The organism is Streptomyces toxytricini (genome assembly GCF_014649915.1).
GTDB lineage: Bacteria > Actinomycetota > Actinomycetes > Streptomycetales > Streptomycetaceae > Streptomyces > Streptomyces toxytricini.
Map to the genome: position 1 here is coordinate 45403 of NZ_BMTY01000018.1, position 17463 is coordinate 62865.

16 protein-coding genes are annotated in these 17463 nt (G+C 75.0%); 9 read left to right on the forward strand and 7 right to left on the reverse strand.

The genetic code is table 11. From position 1 onward, the window contains the following. Positions 1–699: hypothetical protein (locus IE170_RS22385; protein WP_189811231.1), on the reverse strand; the 699-nt coding region annotated here is incomplete at its 3' end. A gap of 138 nt (positions 700–837) precedes the next feature. Here IE170_RS22385 and IE170_RS22390 point away from each other — a divergent pair. Continuing rightward, complete coding sequence (locus tag IE170_RS22390) at positions 838–1752, forward strand: oxygenase MpaB family protein (RefSeq protein ID WP_189811232.1); 915 nt, start codon at positions 838–840, stop codon at positions 1750–1752. A 46-nt stretch (positions 1753–1798) separates the two neighbouring features. Here the strand turns inward: IE170_RS22390 and IE170_RS22395 are convergent, their stop codons facing one another. Further along, positions 1799–2464, reverse strand: a complete 666-nt coding sequence (locus IE170_RS22395) for a class I SAM-dependent methyltransferase (RefSeq protein ID WP_189811233.1) — start codon at positions 2462–2464, stop codon at positions 1799–1801. 171 nt (positions 2465–2635) lie between these two features. Here IE170_RS22395 and IE170_RS22400 point away from each other — a divergent pair, with 171 nt between their 5' ends. The 7 genes from IE170_RS22400 to IE170_RS22430 all read left to right on the forward strand — a co-directional run bounded on the left by IE170_RS22400 (position 2636) and on the right by IE170_RS22430 (position 8895). Then, entirely contained in the window at positions 2636–3409 is a 774-nt protein-coding gene (locus IE170_RS22400; RefSeq protein WP_189811234.1) for an MHYT domain-containing protein, read from the forward strand. A 32-nt stretch (positions 3410–3441) separates the two neighbouring features. Further along, on the forward strand, positions 3442–5868 hold the full coding sequence (locus IE170_RS22405; protein WP_189811235.1) for a sensor histidine kinase: 2427 nt from the start codon (positions 3442–3444) through the stop codon (positions 5866–5868). Beyond that, on the forward strand, positions 5865–6311 hold the full coding sequence (locus tag IE170_RS22410; protein WP_189811236.1) for a roadblock/LC7 domain-containing protein: 447 nt from the start codon (positions 5865–5867) through the stop codon (positions 6309–6311). Before IE170_RS22405 ends, IE170_RS22410 begins: the two co-directional genes overlap by 4 nt. Next, positions 6308–6703 carry a DUF742 domain-containing protein gene (locus tag IE170_RS22415; protein WP_189811237.1) on the forward strand — a complete coding sequence of 132 codons (396 nt, stop codon included), beginning with the start codon at positions 6308–6310 and terminating at the stop codon, positions 6701–6703. Before IE170_RS22410 ends, IE170_RS22415 begins: the two co-directional genes overlap by 4 nt. Next, positions 6703–7365 carry a GTP-binding protein gene (locus tag IE170_RS22420; protein WP_189811238.1) on the forward strand — a complete coding sequence of 221 codons (663 nt, stop codon included), beginning with the start codon at positions 6703–6705 and terminating at the stop codon, positions 7363–7365. The genes IE170_RS22415 and IE170_RS22420 overlap by 1 nt, the downstream gene beginning before the upstream one ends. 156 nt (positions 7366–7521) lie before the next feature. Then, a complete protein-coding gene (locus IE170_RS22425; protein WP_189811239.1) occupies positions 7522–7920 on the forward strand; it encodes a roadblock/LC7 domain-containing protein in 399 nt (132 codons plus the stop codon). A 114-nt stretch (positions 7921–8034) separates the two neighbouring features. Continuing rightward, positions 8035–8895, forward strand: coding sequence for a DUF6397 family protein (locus tag IE170_RS22430; RefSeq protein ID WP_189811240.1), 861 nt, complete (start codon positions 8035–8037; stop codon positions 8893–8895). Here IE170_RS22430 and IE170_RS22435 read toward each other — a convergent pair. Genes IE170_RS22435 through IE170_RS22445 form a run of 3 tightly spaced genes read right to left on the reverse strand, consistent with a single transcriptional unit; the run spans position 8859 to position 12767 of the window. Continuing rightward, on the reverse strand, positions 8859–9260 hold the full coding sequence (locus IE170_RS22435) for a YchJ family protein (protein WP_189811241.1): 402 nt from the start codon (positions 9258–9260) through the stop codon (positions 8859–8861). The genes IE170_RS22430 and IE170_RS22435 overlap by 37 nt on opposite strands. Before the next feature lie 8 nt (positions 9261–9268). Then, on the reverse strand, positions 9269–10192 hold the full coding sequence (locus IE170_RS22440; RefSeq protein WP_189811242.1) for an acyl-CoA thioesterase: 924 nt from the start codon (positions 10190–10192) through the stop codon (positions 9269–9271). 52 nt (positions 10193–10244) lie between these two features. Continuing rightward, positions 10245–12767: a DEAD/DEAH box helicase gene (locus tag IE170_RS22445; RefSeq protein WP_189811243.1), complete on the reverse strand. Its 2523-nt coding sequence runs from the start codon at positions 12765–12767 to the stop codon at positions 10245–10247. A 146-nt stretch (positions 12768–12913) separates the two neighbouring features. Here IE170_RS22445 and IE170_RS22450 point away from each other — a divergent pair, with 146 nt between their 5' ends. Next, on the forward strand, positions 12914–13702 hold the full coding sequence (locus IE170_RS22450; RefSeq protein ID WP_189811244.1) for a metal-dependent hydrolase: 789 nt from the start codon (positions 12914–12916) through the stop codon (positions 13700–13702). Between the two features lie 60 nt (positions 13703–13762). Here the strand turns inward: IE170_RS22450 and IE170_RS22455 are convergent, their stop codons facing one another. Next, positions 13763–15544, reverse strand: coding sequence for an ABC transporter ATP-binding protein (locus IE170_RS22455; RefSeq protein WP_189811245.1), 1782 nt, complete (start codon positions 15542–15544; stop codon positions 13763–13765). After that, a complete protein-coding gene (locus tag IE170_RS22460; protein WP_189811246.1) occupies positions 15541–17388 on the reverse strand; it encodes an ABC transporter transmembrane domain-containing protein in 1848 nt (615 codons plus the stop codon). Before IE170_RS22460 ends, IE170_RS22455 begins: the two co-directional genes overlap by 4 nt. Positions 17389–17463 lie beyond the last annotated feature (75 nt).

Below are 17463 nucleotides of genomic sequence, written 5' to 3' on the forward strand. Positions count from 1 at the left end.
CACCTCGCCCGGCTCCTCGTCCAGCAGGACGAAGGCGGCGTCCCCGGTCCGGGCGACCAGCGACCAGCCCGGGCCGTCCGCGCGCAGGGTGCGGGCGCCCTCGCCCGCGAACGCCGACCGCACCCGGCCCGCCGGCGGCGGCGTGCGCGTGTACGCTCCGGCCTGCGCCAGCGCCCGCGCGAGCCCGGGGTGCGCCGCTGCCGACGCGCCGCCGTCCGCGGCGACGCGCCCGCTCCACTCGGCCCACTCCCGGGCGACCTGGTCGGCCCCCAGCCGGCGCTGCACCGGCCCCCAGCCGTCCGCGGACGGCGGGGCCAGCGGCACCCGCCCGGTGCCGTCCGCACCCTGCTCCGGATCGTGCGGCTCGGGCAGCCCCGACGCGGCGACCGTCAGCTCCAGCGGCCACCCGGCGAGGGAGGCGACGACCGTGCGCTCGTCCGGCGACAGGTCGTACTCCATGCCGCAGTCCCAGGCCGCGATGGCGGCGGCGACCAGTGAGACGTCGTCCACGACGACCGTCCAGCGGGCCCCCTCCTCGTCCTGGCCGAGCACCAGCCCGTAGCCCTGCGGGTCCGGATCCACCCCGAGCAGCGCGCACGCCTCGGGGAAGTCGTCGCCCAGCACGCTCGGAAACCCGGCCGGGGTCAGCAGCACCGCGGTCAGCACCCACAGGGAACCGCCGCCCTCGTCTTCGGACACCTGGCCTCCCGGTCTCTCGCCGCCCGTCGGCGCACCCTAACCAGCCGGTAACCTCCCCGTCGAGAGCCCGCGGGCCCCGATTTCCAAGGTCCCCACCTGCACGTAGAGTTGGGCGCCCGCCACAGAAAGGGGCATCCGGTGCAGCGCTACGACCGGCTGAGGGAGATCCTCGGGCTGGATCCGGACAAGGACTTCCTCGCGATCTACCGGCTCACCGCCACGTACGAGTTCCCCTGGGACTTCACCCGCGCCTTGGAGCTCGCCCTCTTCCGGACCTACGCGGTCCCCGGCATCGGCCGGCTGCTGGCCGAGACGGCGGAGTTCACCGAGCGCGCGCAGAAGCGCTACGACGACACGGCGCTGCTCCTCGACGCCGTCGTCGAGCACGGCTTCGCGCACGAGACGGCGCGCACCGCGATCCGCCGCATCAACCAGATGCACCGCAGCCACGACATCCCGAACGACGAGATGCGCTACGTGCTGTGCACGTTCGTGGTGATCCCCGCCCGCTGGCTCGACGCCTACGGCTGGCGGAAGATGACCCACCACGAGCGCCGGGCCTCCGCAAACTACTACGCCACGCTCGGTCGCCACATGGGCATCAAGGACATTCCGGGCTCCTTCGAGGAGTTCGAGGCCGTCCTCGACGCCTACGAGGCGGAGCACTTCGGCTGGGACGAGGGCGGCCGTCGCGTCGCCGACGCCACCCTCGACCTGCTGGCCTCCTGGTACCCCGCACCGCTCGCCCCCGCCGTGCGCGGCGCCAGCCTCGCGCTCCTGGACGACGCCCTGCTGGACGCCTTCCGCTTCGCGCGGCCCCACCCGCGCGTCCGCGGCCTGGTCAGGGGCGCGCTGCGGCTGCGGGGGCGGGCCGTCCGGCTGCTGCCCCCGCGCAGGGCCCCGCACTACGCCCGCCAGAACCCGGAGATCAAGGGCTACCGCGACGGCTATGACGTGGGCGAGCTCGGAACGTTCCCGATGCCCGGCCCCGGCGGCTGCCCCGTACCGCACCAGCGCCGGGCGAGCGGAGCCGGGGCCCAGCCCCCGGCCTGATGCCGGGCGCCTCCGCGGGCGCCGCGTCCGGGGCCGTCGTACGTCCTCAGGGGCGGCGCACCGCGACGGCCAGGAAGCTGCTGTCGAGGTCCTCGTACGAGACGAGCTCCCAGCCCGAAGCGGCCAGCAGGGGGCGGAGGTTGTGCTCGGCCCGCAGGTCGTCCGGGGTCAGCTCGCGGCCCTGCCGCGCGGCCAGCGCCGCCCGCCCGATCGGGTGGAACAGGGCCAGCCGGCCGCCGGCACGCACCACGCGGGCCAGCTCCCGCAGGCCCGCGGCCGGCTCGGGGAGGTGCGCGACCAGCCCGGACGCGAACACCGCGTCCAGCGCCGCGTCGCGCAGCGGCAGCCGGGCCGCGTCCGCGAGCAGCAGCACCCCCTGCGCGTCGCGTCCGGCCTGCCGCGCGGCGTCCAGCATCTGCGGCGTCAGGTCGGCTCCGAGTACCGATCCGTTCGGGCCGACGGCGGCCCGGAGTGCGGGCAGTGCCCGCCCGGTGCCGCAGCCCGCGTCGAGCACGCGGTCACCCGGCCGCAGCCCGAACCCGGCCACGGCCGCAGCGAAGGCGGGGCCGTCGTCGGGGAACTTCGCGTCCCACGCGGCGGCCCGCGCGCCGAAGAACTCCTGCACGTGCGTGTGGGTGTGCGGGGTGTCGGGGGCGGGAGCCGGAGCGGGACGGGCTGCGGGCTCGGGGGCGTGCGTGCGGTCCTCGGTCATGGGCACATGATCCCGCACCGCGCCGACCTTCCCCCGGGTCCCGGTCCGCCGGGCAAGCTGTCGCGCACTGCGGTCGGACCCGGACCTTTCTCTGTCATATTCCAGCAGTTCCAGCGGCTTTCGAAATGCGTCCCCTGTTCGCGCCCTCACCCGCACTAGCGTCCCGGGGCCATGGGACACCTCGACCACGCGGCGTACGGCTGGCTGACGCCCGTCCTGTCATATGCGCTGGCATCCGCCGGCGCCGCCCTCGGCCTGCGCTGCACCGTCCGCGCGCTCGCCGCGACCGGAGCCGCCCGCCGCAACTGGCTCCTCACCGCGGCCTCCGCCATCGGCACCGGCATCTGGACCATGCACTTCGTCGCGATGCTCGGCTTCCGCGTCACCGGCACCGAGATCCGCTACGACGTGCCTCTGACCGTCCTCGGGCTGGTCGTCGCCGTCGTGGTCGTCGGCGCCGGGCTCTTCGCCGTCGGGTACGGGCAGGGCCGCGGCCGGGCCCTGGCCGTCGGCGGCCTCACCACCGGCCTCGGCGTCGCCGGCATGCACTACCTGGGGATGGCCGCCCTCCGCCTGCACGGCAGCGTCACCTACGACCCGGCCGCCGTCGCGCTGTCCGTCGCCGTCGCCGTCGCCGCGGCCACCGCCGCCCTCTGGGCGGCGCTCCACACCAGGACGCCCGCGGCCGTCACGGTCGCCTCGCTCGTCATGGGCGCCGCCGTCAGCAGCATGCACTACACCGGCATGGCGGCCGTCGGGGTCCGCGTCGTCCCCTCCGACCGGGCCCTGCCGGGGGCGACCGCGATGCAGTTCGTCTTCCCGCTCGCCGTGGGGCTCGGCTCGTACCTCTTCCTCACCGCGGCGTTCGTCGCGCTCTCCCCGACCGCCGCCGGGCGGGCGGCCGCCCCCTCCGCCCCCGCCGCATCCCCGGCTGCCGCCCGCTGACCGGTCCCGACCCGCCCCGGAACGAGGAGCAGATGCCCACACCCCCGAGACAGCCGGAAGCAGCGGCGCCGCCGACTCGGCCCGTCCCCGGCGCCCGCGCCCGCCTCCACCGCCCGGCGACGGTCCGCGCGAAGGTCGTCTCGCTCCTCATGGTTCCCGTCGTCGCGCTGCTCGCCCTCTGGGGCCTCACCACAGTCGGCACCGCCCAGGACATCGCCCGCATGAGCCGCGTCCGGGACATCGACCGGCAGATCCGCATGCCCGTCGCCGCCACCGTGAGCGAACTCCAGGCCGAACGCCGCGCCGCCGTACGCCTCCTCGCGGCCCCCGCGCCGGCCGGCGAGCGCGCCGCCGACCTGGAGAAGCAGGTGCGGCGCACCGACGCCGCGGTCCGGCGGCTCCGCCTCGGCGACCGGCACACCGTGGCCGAATCCGGCGGACAGCGCACCGCTGTCGTCGTCCGGCTGCGGGAGTTCGTCGCGGCCGCCGAGGGCCTCGGCTCCCTGCGCCAAGACGTCGCCGACCGCCGGGCGGCGCCGGACGCCGCCTACGAGACGTACAACCGCGCGGTCGACGCCGCCCTCGCCGTCCTCGGCTCCCTCGCCGGCGGCGACCGGCCCGACCTCGGCACCGACGCCCGGGTCCTGCTGGAGTTCACCCGGGCGGGGGAGCTCCTCTCCCGCGAGGACGCGCTGATGGCGGCGCCCGGCCCGCGCACCGCCGAATCGATTCGCCGTCTCGCCGGCCTCGTCGAGGCGCGCCGCACCCTCACCGCCGGCGCTGCCCACGACCTGCCTGCCGCCGTGCGTGACGCCTGGCGGTCCGCCGCAAGGAGCTCCGCGTACGCCGAGCTCACCGCCGCCGAGGACCGCGCCTTGGCGGCGGCCCCCCAGCCGAGCAGGAGCCCGGCCAGGGACGCGGCGAAGGATGCCGCGAAAGACCCGGCCGGGGGCGCGGCCAAGGAGGCCGCTCAGCAGCCGCCCGCCGGCTGGGACGCCGCGTACGCCTCCGTCGGCGCCTCCCTGCGCGACATCGAGGCCGCCGCGTACGCCGCCGCCGCGGACCGCGGCGACCCGGTCGCCCGGGGCGTCCTCGGCCCCGCCGGCGCGGCCGTCCTGCTCGGGCTGCTCGCCGTCTGTGCCGCGCTCGCGATCTCCGTGCGCATCGGCCGCGGGCTCGTCGTCGAACTCGCCGCCCTCCGCGACACCGCGCTGGACATCGCCCGCCGCCGGCTGCCCCATGCCATGGAGCGCCTCCGCGCCGGGCAGGACATCGACATCGAGGCCGAGGCCCCGCCCGGGCCGGCCGCCGAGGGCGAGATCGCCCAGGTGGGGGAGGCGCTGGCCACTGTGCACCGGGCCGCGCTCGCAGCCGCCGCGGAGCGGGCCGAGCTCGCCGGCGGCATCGGCGGCGTCTTCGTCAACCTCGCCCGCCGCAGCCAGGTCCTCGTCCACAAGCAGCTCACCCTGCTCGACTCGATGGAGCGCCGCGCGGACGACCCCGCCGAACTGGGCGACCTCTTCCGCCTCGACCACCTCACCACCCGTATGCGGCGGCACGCCGAAAGCCTGATCATCCTGTCGGGCGCCGCCCCGGGAAGGGCCTGGCGCATGCCTGTTCCGCTGTCCGGCGTGGTGCGGGCCGCCGTCTCCGAGATCGAGGAGTACCAGCGCGTCGAGGTGCGCGGGCTCGCCGATGCCGCCGTCGCGGGCGCGGCCGTCGCCGACCTCACGCACCTCCTCGCCGAACTGATCGAGAACGCCGCCCAGTTCTCCCCGCCCCACACCGCGGTCCGGGTCGGCGGCGAGCCGGTCGGCGCCGGGTACGTCCTGGAGGTCGAGGACCGCGGACTGGGCATGGGCCGGGAGACCCTCGGCGAGGCCAACCGGCGGATCGCGCAGTCGGGTGCCCTGGACCTGTTCGACAGCGACCGGCTCGGGCTGTTCGTGGTGAGCCGCCTCGCGGCCCGGCACGGCGTACGCGTCCACCTGCAGCCCTCGCCGTACGGCGGCACCACCGCGGTGGTGCTGCTGCCGAAGCCCCTCCTCCAGGGCGCACCGGAGCCGGAACCGGCCGTGCTGGCCGCGGCGGAGCCCGGGTTCGCCGGGGCCGGGGGGTCGCCGGGGGAGGGCGCCTCGGCGGACGCAGGGCCGCCGGCCCCGCCGCAGGCGCGTCCGGGAGCGGCCGTGCCGCCGCCCCCGCCCCGCACCGCGGCCGTCGCCGTGCCCGCCCCCGCGCCGGGCGGGCTGCCGCGCCGGACGCGCCAGGCCGGCCTGGCGCCGCAGCTGCGCGTGCGGCCGCAGCCGCAGGGGCCGCCGGCCGCGGCCCGCCCGGCCGGGGAGGACGCGGGGCCCAGCCCGGAACAGGCCAGGGACCGGATGGCGGCCTACCGGGCCGGCTGGGCCCGGGGTGCACAGGAGGAGCCCGCCCGCCCGGGCGGCGAAGGAGACACACGATGATCGAGCACCAGGCATACGGCAGCGTTGCCGGCATCCCCGCGCGAGGCGGCCTCGACTGGCTGCTGGACGAGCTGGTGGCCCGGGTCCGGGAGGTCCGCCACGCAGTGGTCCTCTCCCACGACGGGCTCGCGGTCGGTGCGTCCAGCGCACTGGACCGTGAGGACGCGGACCACCTGGCCGCCGTCGCATCCGGCTTCCACAGCCTCGCCAAGGGCGCGGGCCGGCACTTCCACACCGGGGGCGTGCGCCAGACGCTGGTGGAGATGGACGAGGGGTTCCTCTTCGTCGCCGCCGCAGGGGACGGCTCGTGCCTGGCCGTCCTCAGCGGCGCCGGCACCGACGTCGGGCTGGTCGCGTACGAGATGGCCCGGCTCGTGAAGCGCGTCGGAGAACACCTGCAGACCCGGCCGCGGTCCGCGGCCCGGCCTCCGGCCGCAGGGTGAGCGCGACGGCCGGGCCGGCGGACGGCGGCCGCTGGTACGACGCCGACGCGGGTCCGCTCGTGCGCCCGTACGCGGTGACGGGAGGGCGTACGAAGCCCGGACCGCACGGCGTCCGCTTCGACCTGATCGCCCTGGTGGCGGTGGAGGCCGGATCCGCCGCGGGCACCGTGCCCGGGCCGGAGCACGAGGCCCTGCTGCGGCTGTGCCGGACGGGGACGCAGTCGGTGGCCGAGCTCGCCGCCGACGCCGACCTGCCCGTCGGCGTGGTGCGGGTGCTGCTCGGCGATCTGCTGGAGGCGGGACACGTCCGCGTCGGCCGGCCGGTGCCGCCGGCCCGGCTTCCGGAGACGCGGATCCTGCGGGAAGTCATCGAGGGATTGAGAGCACTGTGATGCAACGACACGATGTGGCCGCCGGCCCCGAGACGGCCGCCGAGACGGCCGCCGGGGCGGACGAGGGCCCGGACGCGGCGGCGCTGTCGCTGAAGATCCTCGTCGCGGGCGGCTTCGGGGTCGGCAAGACCACGATGGTCGGCGCGGTCAGCGAGATCAGGCCGCTACGGACGGAGGAGCGGCTCAGCGAGGCCGGCGAGATGGTCGACGACACCGGAGGGGTGGAGCGCAAGACCACCACGACCGTGGCGATGGACTTCGGGCGGATCACCATCCGGTCCGGGCTCTCCCTGTACCTGTTCGGGACGCCCGGCCAGGACCGGTTCTGGTTCCTGTGGGACGAGCTGGCGCAGGGCGCCCTCGGGGCGGTGGTGCTGGCGGACACGCGGCGGCTGCAGGACTGCTTCCCGGCGGTGGACTACTTCGAGCACCGGCGCATCCCGTTCGTCGTGGCCGTCAACTGCTTCAGCGACTCCGGGCGCTACGCGGCGGACGAGGTGGCGCGCGCCCTGGACCTGGAGCGGGGGACTCCGGTGGTGCTGTGCGACGCGCGGGACCGCGACTCCGGGAAGGAAGTGCTGATCAGGCTCGTCGAGTACGCCGGGCGCGTGCACACGGCGCGGCTGCTGGAGGCCGTGGAGGCGGGGCCCGGCTCCGGCTGAGGGGAGGCCCGTCCCGTCGGGCCGGCCCGTGTTGCCGAGTCCTTCCTTCTCCGCGGGGCGTCCTCCTTGCCGGGGAGCCACTGGTGGGGAAGGCTTGCGGCACTGGTACGCGGGGTGAGGCGCGGCCGCGGCGGCGCCGACGGGGAGGGGCTCGACATGGCATGGGACAAGCAGCTCGACTGGCTGCTGGACGACCTGTCCCGCAGGGTCCGGCAGGTGCGGCACGCAGTGGTGCTCTCCAACGACGGCCTGGTCACGGGCGCGAGCGCGGGCCTGGTCCGCGAGGACGCCGAGTACCTGGCCGCCGTGGCGGCGGGGCTCCAGAGCCTGGCCAAGGGGTCGGGCCGGCACTTCGGGGCGGGCGAAGTGCGGCAGACGATGGTCGAGTTCGACGAAGGGGTCCTCTTCGTCATGGCGGCCGGGGCGGGCAGCTCGCTGTGCGTGCTGAGCGCGGCGGACTCGGACGTCGGCCAGGTCGCGTACGAGATGACGCTGCTGGTCAACCGGGTGGGAGAGCACCTGGGGGTGGCCGAGCGGCGGATCACCGGGGGGTGACGGAAGGCCAGGCCGCGTCGGCGCGGCAAGAGTTGTCCACAGGCCTCGCGCAGGGTGGCGGCAGCGGGCTACCTTCGTCACACAGAGTGATCTCGATGTGTGAGGGGGACGGCCGTGAAGCTCGCAACGCAGGTGCGCCCGACGGGCGGGGGAGCCGCAGGACCGGTGGCCGGCCCGGCCGGCGGGGCCGGAGGGCCGGGGCCCGTGCCGCCGGGAGCGGCGGTGGGCGGTGCGCGCGCCGCCGGGGAACTCGGCCTCAACAGGAGCGAGTTCGCCCGGGCCGTACAGCTCGGCATCGTCCGGGCCGGACCGCCCGCTCCGGGCGGCGCCGCGCGGTACGCGAGGGTGGAGCTGGAGCGCCTGCGGGCGGCCGAGGGGTTCCCGGAAGCCCTTCGCGCGCAGGTCGAGACGGTCGCCGGGGCGTCCGCCGCGTGCGCCGTGCTGGGCATCGGCCCGACCCGGTTCACCCGGCTCGCCCGGTGCGGGCACCTCACCCCTGTCGGCTACCGCATCAACCGGTACCGGGCGGTCGTGTGGCTCTACCTCGCCGCGGAGCTGCGGGAGTTCGGCGAGCACCGGACGGCCCTGCTGCACGGCGGCGTCACCCCGGGGGACCGGGAGCTGATGGCCCGGGGGGCGGACCTGCGGCCCCGCCGCTGGCGGGGCCGGCACGTGGAGCTGCTGCTGGGCCGGACCGCCGACCCCTGGGAGCGGGCCGCCGTCCTGGCCTGCGTCCTCCCGGAGGAGGAGGTCGCGCTGGCCGTCCCGGACCCGGCGGAGCGGATGGTGCTCGCCGCGCTCGGCCCGCCCGCGCCGTACGGGCACCCGCAGATCCCGGCGGCCGCGGCCGTGGCGCAGCGGCTGCTGGTGGCCGACCAGCCGGACGAGGTCCGGTGGTACCGCGCCGGCTTGGACCTCGCCCTCGCCGGGGCGCGGGCTCAGTCGAACGCGACCGGGGAGAGGGGGCCGACGTAGACCCAGGCCCCGCCCTCGCGGCTGAAGGCGCTGTTCTCGTGCAGGGAGCCGGTGTGCCGGCCCTCGCGGTAGTGCGCCCGGAACTCCACCGAACCCTCCGTCTCGAACAGCCCGCCGCGGTCGGTGCCCAGGATCTCCAGCTTCACCCAGCGCTGCTCCGGGTCGAGGTCGAGCCGGTCGGGGCGGGTGGCCGGGTGCCAGGAGCGCATCAGGTAAGCGGTGTCGCCGACGGCGAAGGCGCTGAAGCGGGACCGCATCAGCAGCTCGGCGGTCGGGGCCTGACCGGTGCCGGAGTGGAAGCGTCCGCAGCAGTCGGCGTAGGCGGCGGGCAGCCCGCAGGGGCAGGGGTGGGCCGGGGTCGGCATGGGTGTGCTCAGCTCTTCGGGGTCGGTTCGGCGGCCGCGGGCGGCTTCGGCTGCGGCCGCCCGGACGGGTAGGGGCGGAAGAGTCCTTCCTGGACGACGGAGACCAGCAGCCTGCCCTCCAGGTCGTAGATGCGGCCGCGGGCCAGGCCGCGTCCGCCGTGCGCGATCGGCGACTCCTGGTCGTAGAGGAACCACTCGTCCGCGCGGAAGGGCCGGTGGAACCACATGGCGTGGTCCAGGGACGCCATGTCGAAGCCTCGCGTGCCCCACAGGGGCTCCACGGGGAGGCGCACGGCGTCGAGGAGGGTCATGTCACTGGCGTAGGTGAGGGCGCAGGTGTGCACCAGCGGGTCGTCGCCGAGCGGGCCGACGGCGCGCATCCACACCGCGCTGCGCGGATCGGCGTCCTTGAGCTCCTCGGGCGTCCAGCGGAGCCGGTCCGCGTACCGGATGTCGAAGGGCTGGCGGCGGGCCATCCGCTCCAGCGCCTCGGGCAGTGCGCCCAGGTGGGCGCGGATCTCGTCGGCGACCTTCGGCAGCGTGTCCGGGTGGGGGAAGTCGAGGCGGGGAGGCAGCTGGTGCTCGATGCCGCCCTCCTCCGGATGGTGGAAGGAGGCGGTGAGGTTGAAGATCGTCTTGCCTTGTTGGACGGCGGTGACGCGCCGGGTGGTGAAGGACCGACCGTCCCGGACCCGCTCCACCTGGTACACGATCGGCACCCCGGGGATGCCGGGGCGCAGGAAGTACGCGTGGAGGGAGTGGACGGGCCGGTCGCCCTCGGTGGTGCGGCCGGCGGCGACGAGGGCCTGGCCGGCGACCTGCCCGCCGAAGACCCGCTGGAGGGACTCCTGCGGGCTCGCGCCGCGGAAGATGTTGACCTCGATCTGCTCCAGGTCGAGCAGGTCGACCAGTCTCTCGGCGGGGTTCGTCATCAGATCCTCTCCACTGTCGGGTCCGGCGGGTCCGGTCGGTCGCGGGCGTCGGTCAGTGCGCGCCGAGCTCGCCGACCGAGGTCAGCCGGATCACGGCCCGGCCCTCCTCGTCGGAGGCGGCCAGGTCGACCTCGGCGCTGATGCCCCAGCCATGGTCGCCGTTCGGGTCGGCGAACGTCTGGCGGACGCGCCACAGGCCGTGCGCCGGGTCCTCCTCGATCTGCAGCAGCTTCGGTCCTCGCGCGTCAGGGCCGGTGCCGAGGTCGTCGTACTCGTCCCAGTAGGCGTCCATCGCCTCGCCCCACGCGTCCGCGTCCCAGCCGGAGTCGGCATCCAGCTCGCCCAGCTCGTCGATGCGGTCCAGCGCGGCCAGCTCCACCCGGCGGAACAAGGCATTGCGGACCAGGACGCGGAAGGCGCGCGCGTTCGCAGTGACCGGCTTGACCTGGTCGGCCTTCTCCTGGGCCTCCTCCGCCGTCTCCAGCTCCGGGTTCGCCAGCTGCTCCCACTCGTCGAGCAGGCTGGAGTCGACCTGGCGGACCAGCTCGCCCAGCCAGGCGATGAGGTCCTCGAGGTCCTCCGACTTGAGGTCGTCGGGGATGGTGTGGTCCAGCGCCTTGTAGGCGCTCGCCAAGTACCGCAGCACGATGCCCTCGGTGCGGGCGAGCTCGTAGAAGGAGGTGAACTCGGTGAAGGTCATCGCGCGTTCGTACATGTCGCGGATGATCGACTTGGGGGAGACGGGGTGGTCGCCCACCCACGGGTGGCTCTTGCGGTAGACGTCGTAGGCGTGGAGCAGGAGCTCCTCCAGCGGCTTGGGATAGGTGATGTCCTGGAGCCGCTCCATCCGCTCCTCGTACTCGATCCCGTCGGCCTTCATCGCGCCGACCGCGATCCCGCGCTCCTTGTTCTGCTGGGCGGCCAGGATCTGGCGCGGGTCGTCCAGGGTCGACTCGACGACGGACACCATGTCCAGCGCGTACGACGGCGACTCGGGGTCCAGCAGGTCGAAGGCGGCCAGCGCGAACGTCGACAGCGGCTGGTTCAGCGCGAAGTCCTGCTGGAGGTCGACGGTCAGCCGGATCGTGCGGCCCTCGGCGTCCGGGGTGTCGAGTTGCTCGACCACCCCGCCGTCCAGGAGCGAGCGGTAGATCGCGATCGCCCGGCGGATGTGCTTCAGCTGCGCCTTGCGCGGCTCGTGGTTGTCCTCCAGGAGGCTGCGCATCGCCTGGAAGGCGTCGCCCGGGCGGGCGATGACCGACAGCAGCATGATGTTGGTGACCTTGAACCGGGAGGTGAGCGGCTCCGGCTCGGCGGCGATCAGCTTCTCGAAGGTGGTGTCCGACCAGGCGACGAAGCCCTCGGGCGCCTTCTTCCGGACGACCTTGCGGCGCTTCTTCGGGTCGTCGCCCGCCTTCGCCAGCGCCCGCTCGTTCTCGATGACGTGCTCCGGAGCCTGGGCGACGACGAAGCCCGCCGTGTCGAAGCCCGCCCGCCCGGCCCGGCCGGCGATCTGGTGGAACTCGCGGGCGCGCAGCGTGCGCACCCGGTTGCCGTCGTACTTCGTCAGCGCCGTGAACAGCACGGTGCGGATGGGGACGTTGACGCCGACGCCGAGGGTGTCGGTGCCGCAGATCACCTTGAGCAGGCCCGCCTGGGCGAGCTTCTCCACCAGGCGCCGGTACTTCGGCAGCATCCCCGCGTGGTGCACGCCGATGCCGTGCCGGACGTAGCGGGAGAGGTTCTGGCCGAACTTCGTGGTGAAGCGGAAGTTGCCGATCAGCTCGGCGATCCTGTCCTTCTCCTCGCGGGTGCACATGTTGATGCTCATCAGCGACTGCGCCCGCTCGACCGCCTGCGCCTGCGTGAAGTGCACGATGTACACCGGCGCCTGCCGGGTCTCCAGCAGCTCGGTGATCGTGTCGGTGATCGGCGTGGTGACGTACTCGTACGACAGCGGGACGGGCCGGGTCGCCGAGCGGACCACCGAGGTCGGGCGGCCGGTGCGGCGGGTCAGGTCCTCCTCGAACCGCGTCACGTCGCCGAGGGTGGCCGACATCAGGACGAACTGCGCCTGCGGCAGCTCCAGCAGCGGGATCTGCCAGGCCCAGCCGCGGTCCGGCTCCGCATAGAAGTGGAATTCGTCCATCACGACCTGGCCGATGTCGGCGTACTTGCCGTCCCGCAGCGCGATGGACGCCAGCACCTCGGCGGTGCAGCAGATCACCGGGGCGTCGGCGTTCACCGAGGCGTCGCCCGTGAGCATGCCGACGTTCTCGGTGCCGAACAGCTTGCAGAGGTCGAAGAACTTCTCCGACACCAGCGCCTTGATGGGCGCGGTGTAGAAGGTGACCTTGTCCTGGGCCAGCGCCGTGAAGTGCGCGCCCGCCGCGACGAGGCTCTTGCCGGAGCCCGTCGGGGTGGACAGGATCACGTTCGCTCCGGAGACGACCTCGATCAGCGCCTCCTCCTGGGCCGGGTACAGGCTGATGCCCTGGTCCTCCGCCCACGAGGAGAAGGCCTCGAAGAGCGCGTCGGGGTCGGCGTTCGGCGGGAGCTGATCAATGAGGGTCACACCCCCCATCTTGCCTGCCTTCCGCCCGGATGAGGGAACCGGCGGAAGGAAAGAAGATCATCGCAGGTACGCTGAGCCGTCGATCGGGACCGCGCGAGGCGTCGGGCGGGGCCCGCGGGCACACGACCTGGGGTGGGGTAACGAGCATGATGGGTCCGGCGCACTCGCTGTCGGGGGCGGCCGCCTGGCTGGGAGTGGGCGCCGCCACCGCGGCCGCCGGGCACCCGATGCCCTGGCCGGTCCTCGTCGTCGGCGCGCTGATCTGCGCCGGGGCGGCCCTCGCCCCCGACCTCGACCACAAGTCCGCGACGATCTCGCGCGCCTTCGGCCCGCTGTCCCGCGGCGTGTGCGAGGTCGTCGACAAGCTGTCGTACTCCGTCTACAAGTCCACCCGCTCCCGCAAGGACGCCCGCCGCTCCGGAGGCCACCGCACCCTGACCCACACGTGGCTGTGGGCGGTGCTGATCGGCGCCGGCTCCTCCGTCCTGGCCGCCGCCACCGACCGGTGGGGCGTCCTCGTCCTGCTCTTCGTCCACCTGGTGCTGGCCGTGGAGGGCCTGCTGTGGCGGGCGGCCAGGATGTCCAGCGACATCCTCGTCTGGCTGCTCGGGGCGACGAGCGCCTGGATCCTCGCCGGCGTCCTCGACCAGCCGGGCAACGGCGCCGACTGGCTGTTCGGCCCGGACTACGCCTACGTGTGGCTGGGCCTGCCCGTCGTCCTCGGCGCGCTGGTCCACGACATCGGCGACGCCCTGACGGTGTCCGGCTGCCCGATCCTGTGGCCGCTGCCCATCGCCGGGAAGCGGTGGTACCCCGTCGGACCGCCGAAGGGGATGCGCTTCCGGGCCGGCAGCTGGGTGGAGCTGAAGGTGCTCATGCCCGCGTTCATGCTGCTCGGCGGCTTCGGCGGAGCCTCCGCACTCGGGTTCATCTGACCCGCAGCCGTCCGCCCCGTGCCCGCACCGGCGCCCCGCGCAGGCCGCGGGGCGCCGGGATCACCCGTGCCAGGAGCGCCACAGGGCCGCGTACGCGCCGCCGGCAGCGACCAGCTCGTCGTGCGAGCCGAGCTCGCTGATCCGCCCCGCCTCGACGACCGCGATCACGTCGGCGTCGTGCGCCGTGTGCAGCCGGTGGGCGATCGCGATGACCGTCCGCCCGTCCAGCACCCGCGCCAGTGACCGCTCCAGGTGCCGCGCCGCCCGCGGGTCCAGCAGCGACGTCGCCTCGTCCAGCACCAGGGTGTGCGGGTCCGCCAGCACCAGCCGGGCCAGCGCCACCTGCTGCGCCTGCGCCGGCGTGAGCGCCGAGCCGCCCGAGCCGACCTGCGTGTCGAGCCCGTCGCCCAGGGCCCGCGCCCAGCCGTCCGCGTCTACTGCGCCCAGGGCGGCCCACAGCTCGGCGTCCTCGGCGTGCGCCCGGGCCAGCCGCAGGTTGTCCCGCAGTGAGCCCGTGAACACGTGGTGCTCCTGGTTCACCAGGGCCACGTGCTCGCGGACCCGCTCGGCCGGCATCTGCGACAGCTGCGCCCCGCCGAGGGTCACCTCGCCGGTCCGCGGCGCATAGATGCCCGCGAGCAGCCGCCCGAGCGTCGACTTGCCCGCGCCGGACGGGCCGACCAGCGCCACCCGGGTGCCGGGCGGCACCGCCATCGACACCTGGTGCAGCACGTCCACGCCCTCCCGGTAGCCGAACCGGACCCGGTCGGCGCGGACGTCCCGCCCCTGCGGGCGGACCGCGGCGTCGCCCGCGTCCGGCTCGATCTCCCGCACGCCCACCAGCCGGGCGAGCGACACCTGGGCGACCTGCAGCTCGTCGTACCAGCGCAGGATCAGCCCGATCGGATCGACCATCATCTGCGCGAGCAGCGCACCCGTCGTCAGCTGCCCCACCGACAGCCAGCCCTGCAGCACGCAGTAGCCGCCGAACAGCAGCACCGACCCGAGGATCGTCACGAAGGTGACGTTGATGACGGGGAAGAGGACCGTCCGCAGGAAGAGCGTGTACCGCTCCCACGCCGTCCACTCCCGGATCCGCCGCTCCGACAGCGCGATCCGCGCCGGGCCGAGGCGGTGCGCCTCGACGGTGCGCCCGGCGTCCACCGTCTCCGTCAGCACCGCCGCAACCGCCGCGTACCCGGCGGCCTCCGAGCGGTACGCCGACGGGGCCCGCCGGAAGTACCAGCGGCAGCCGGTCACCAGCACCGGCAGGGCCACCAGCGCGGCCAGGGCGAGCGGCGGAGCCGTCACCGTCAGCGCCCCGAAGAGCAGGCTGACCCAGACCACGCCGATGGCCAGCTGCGGCACGGCCTCCCGCATCGCGTTGGCCAGCCGGTCGACGTCGGTGGTGATGCGGGACAGCAGGTCGCCGGTGCCGGCCCGCTCCAGCACGCCGGGCGGCAGCCCCACCGACCGGACGAGGAAGTCCTCCCTCAGGTCGGCGAGCATCTCCTCGCCGAGCATCGCGCCCCGCAGCCGGACCAGCCGTACGAACACCGTCTGCACCACGAGCGCCGCAGCGAACAGCAGCGCCGTCCGCTCCAGGTGCAGCTCGCGCGAGCCCGCCGCGAGCCCGTCCACCACCCGGCCCAGCAGGTACGGGCCCACCATGGAGGCGGTCACCGCGACCGCGTTGACCCCGACCAGGACGCCGAACGCCCTCCGGTGCCGCCGCAGCAGCCCCCGCACGTACGCCCGCACGGTCGCCGGCGAGCCCACGGGCAGGGTGGCGGCCGATTCCGGGGCCGCCGGGTCGTGCGCCGGCGGCGCCACGCCGATCATGCTGATTCCTCGATCCCTGTGAGTTCTTTCCCGAGCCGGGCCGGCCCGAGGCGGGCGACGCGCTGCTCCTCCTCCGTCTCCCGGGTGACGACGGCCCGGTAGCGCGGTTCGCGGCGCAGCAGTTCGCGGTGGGTGCCGGTCGCGGCCACCGTGCCGCCGTCGACCAGCACCACGTGGTCGGCGCGGTCGAGCAGCAGCGGGGAGGAGGCCAGCACCACGGTGGTCCGCCCGGCCCGCAAGGCCGCGATCCCCTCCGCGATGCGCGCCTCGGTGTGCGAGTCGACCGCCGAGGTCGGCTCGTCCAGGACCAGCACCGCCGGGTCGGCGGCCAGGGACCGGGCGAGGGCCAGCCGCTGGCGCTGCCCGCCCGAGAGGGACCGGCCGCGCTCGGTGATCCGGGCGTCCATCGGGTCGTCCACCCCGGCGGGGGCCGCCTGGAGCAGGGCGTCCAGGACGTCCCCGCAGTGGGCGGCGGCCAGCGCGGCCTCGGGCTCCACCTTCCCGGAGGACGGTACGTCGAACAGCTCCCGCAGTGTCCCCGACAGCAGCACCGGGTCCTTGTCCTGGACGAGGACCAGCCGGCGCGCGGTGTCCAGCGGCAGCCCGTCCAGCGCGACCCCGCCCAGCAGCACCGGGAGGCCGTCGGAGGCGTCGCCGGCGTCGTCCCCGGCGGCCGCCGGGTGGCCGCCGAGCCGCTCCGCCAGCCGGCCCGCGGCGTCGGGATCGCCGCACACCACCGCGGTGAGCCTGCCCGCGGGGGCCACGAGTCCGGTGGCCGGGTCGTGGAGGTCGCCTACCGGATCGGGGCCCCCGCCGCCCTCCGGCCCCGAGTCCGCCAGGCCGGGGCCGGTGCGCGTCAGCGACAGGACCCGGGCGGCCCGCTGGGCCGAGGGGCGGGAGAAGGAGTACGCCATCGCGATCTCCTCCACGTTCCGCAGCGGGTAGAGCATCGTGGCCACCGCGCTGAACGCGGCGACGAGCTCGCCCACCTCCAGCCGCCCCTCCTGGACGAGCGATGCCCCGTACCAGACCACCGTGAGCAGCAGGACGCCGGGCAGCAGCACCTGGATCGCCGCGATCAGCGCCCACATGCCCGCGCTGCGCACGGCGGCCTCGCGGACCTGCTGCGAGGCCTCGCGGTAGCGGCCGAGGAACAGCTCCTCGCCGCCGATGCCGCGCAGGACGCGCAGGCCCGCCACGGTGTCGGAGGCCAGCTCGGTCGCCTTGCCGGCCTTGTCGCGCTGGACGTCGGCGCGCCGCGTGGCGTGCGGCAGCAGCGGCAGGACGGACAGGGCGAGCACCGGCACCCCGACGGCGACGACCACGCCGATCGACGGGGCGAGGAAGAGCAGCCCGACGCAGATCGCGACGATGGCGCAGGCGGCGGCCAGGAATCGGGAGACGGCCTCGACGAACCATCCGATCTTCTCCACGTCGCCCGTCGAGACCGCCACGACCTCGCCGGCGGCGACCTGCCGGGTCAGGGCGGAGCCCAGTTCGGCCGTCTTGCGGGCCAGCAGCTGCTGCACCCGCGCGGCCGCGGTGATCCAGTTGGTGACGGCGGTGCGGTGGAGCATGGCGTCGCCGACGGAGATCGCCACGCCGATCAGGAGCAGCAGCGCGCCGGCCCGGAGCAGCCCGGCGCCGTCGCCCTCGACGACCGCGCCGACGCCCGAGCCGACCGCATAGGGCAGCCCCGCGATGCCGCCGAAGTGGACCAGGCCCCAGCACAGGCTCTTCGCCTGCCCGCCGAGCTGGCCGCGCCCCAGCCACAGCAGGAAGCGCGGGCCGGAGCGGGCGTCGGGCACTCCGGGGTCCGGATACGGAAGGTCGCTGATCTGCATGACGCCCCATGACTGGTCGAGGAGTTCAAACCGTGCAAGGTTCGCCTTCCGCGACCCTCCGGGGCAATCGAATTT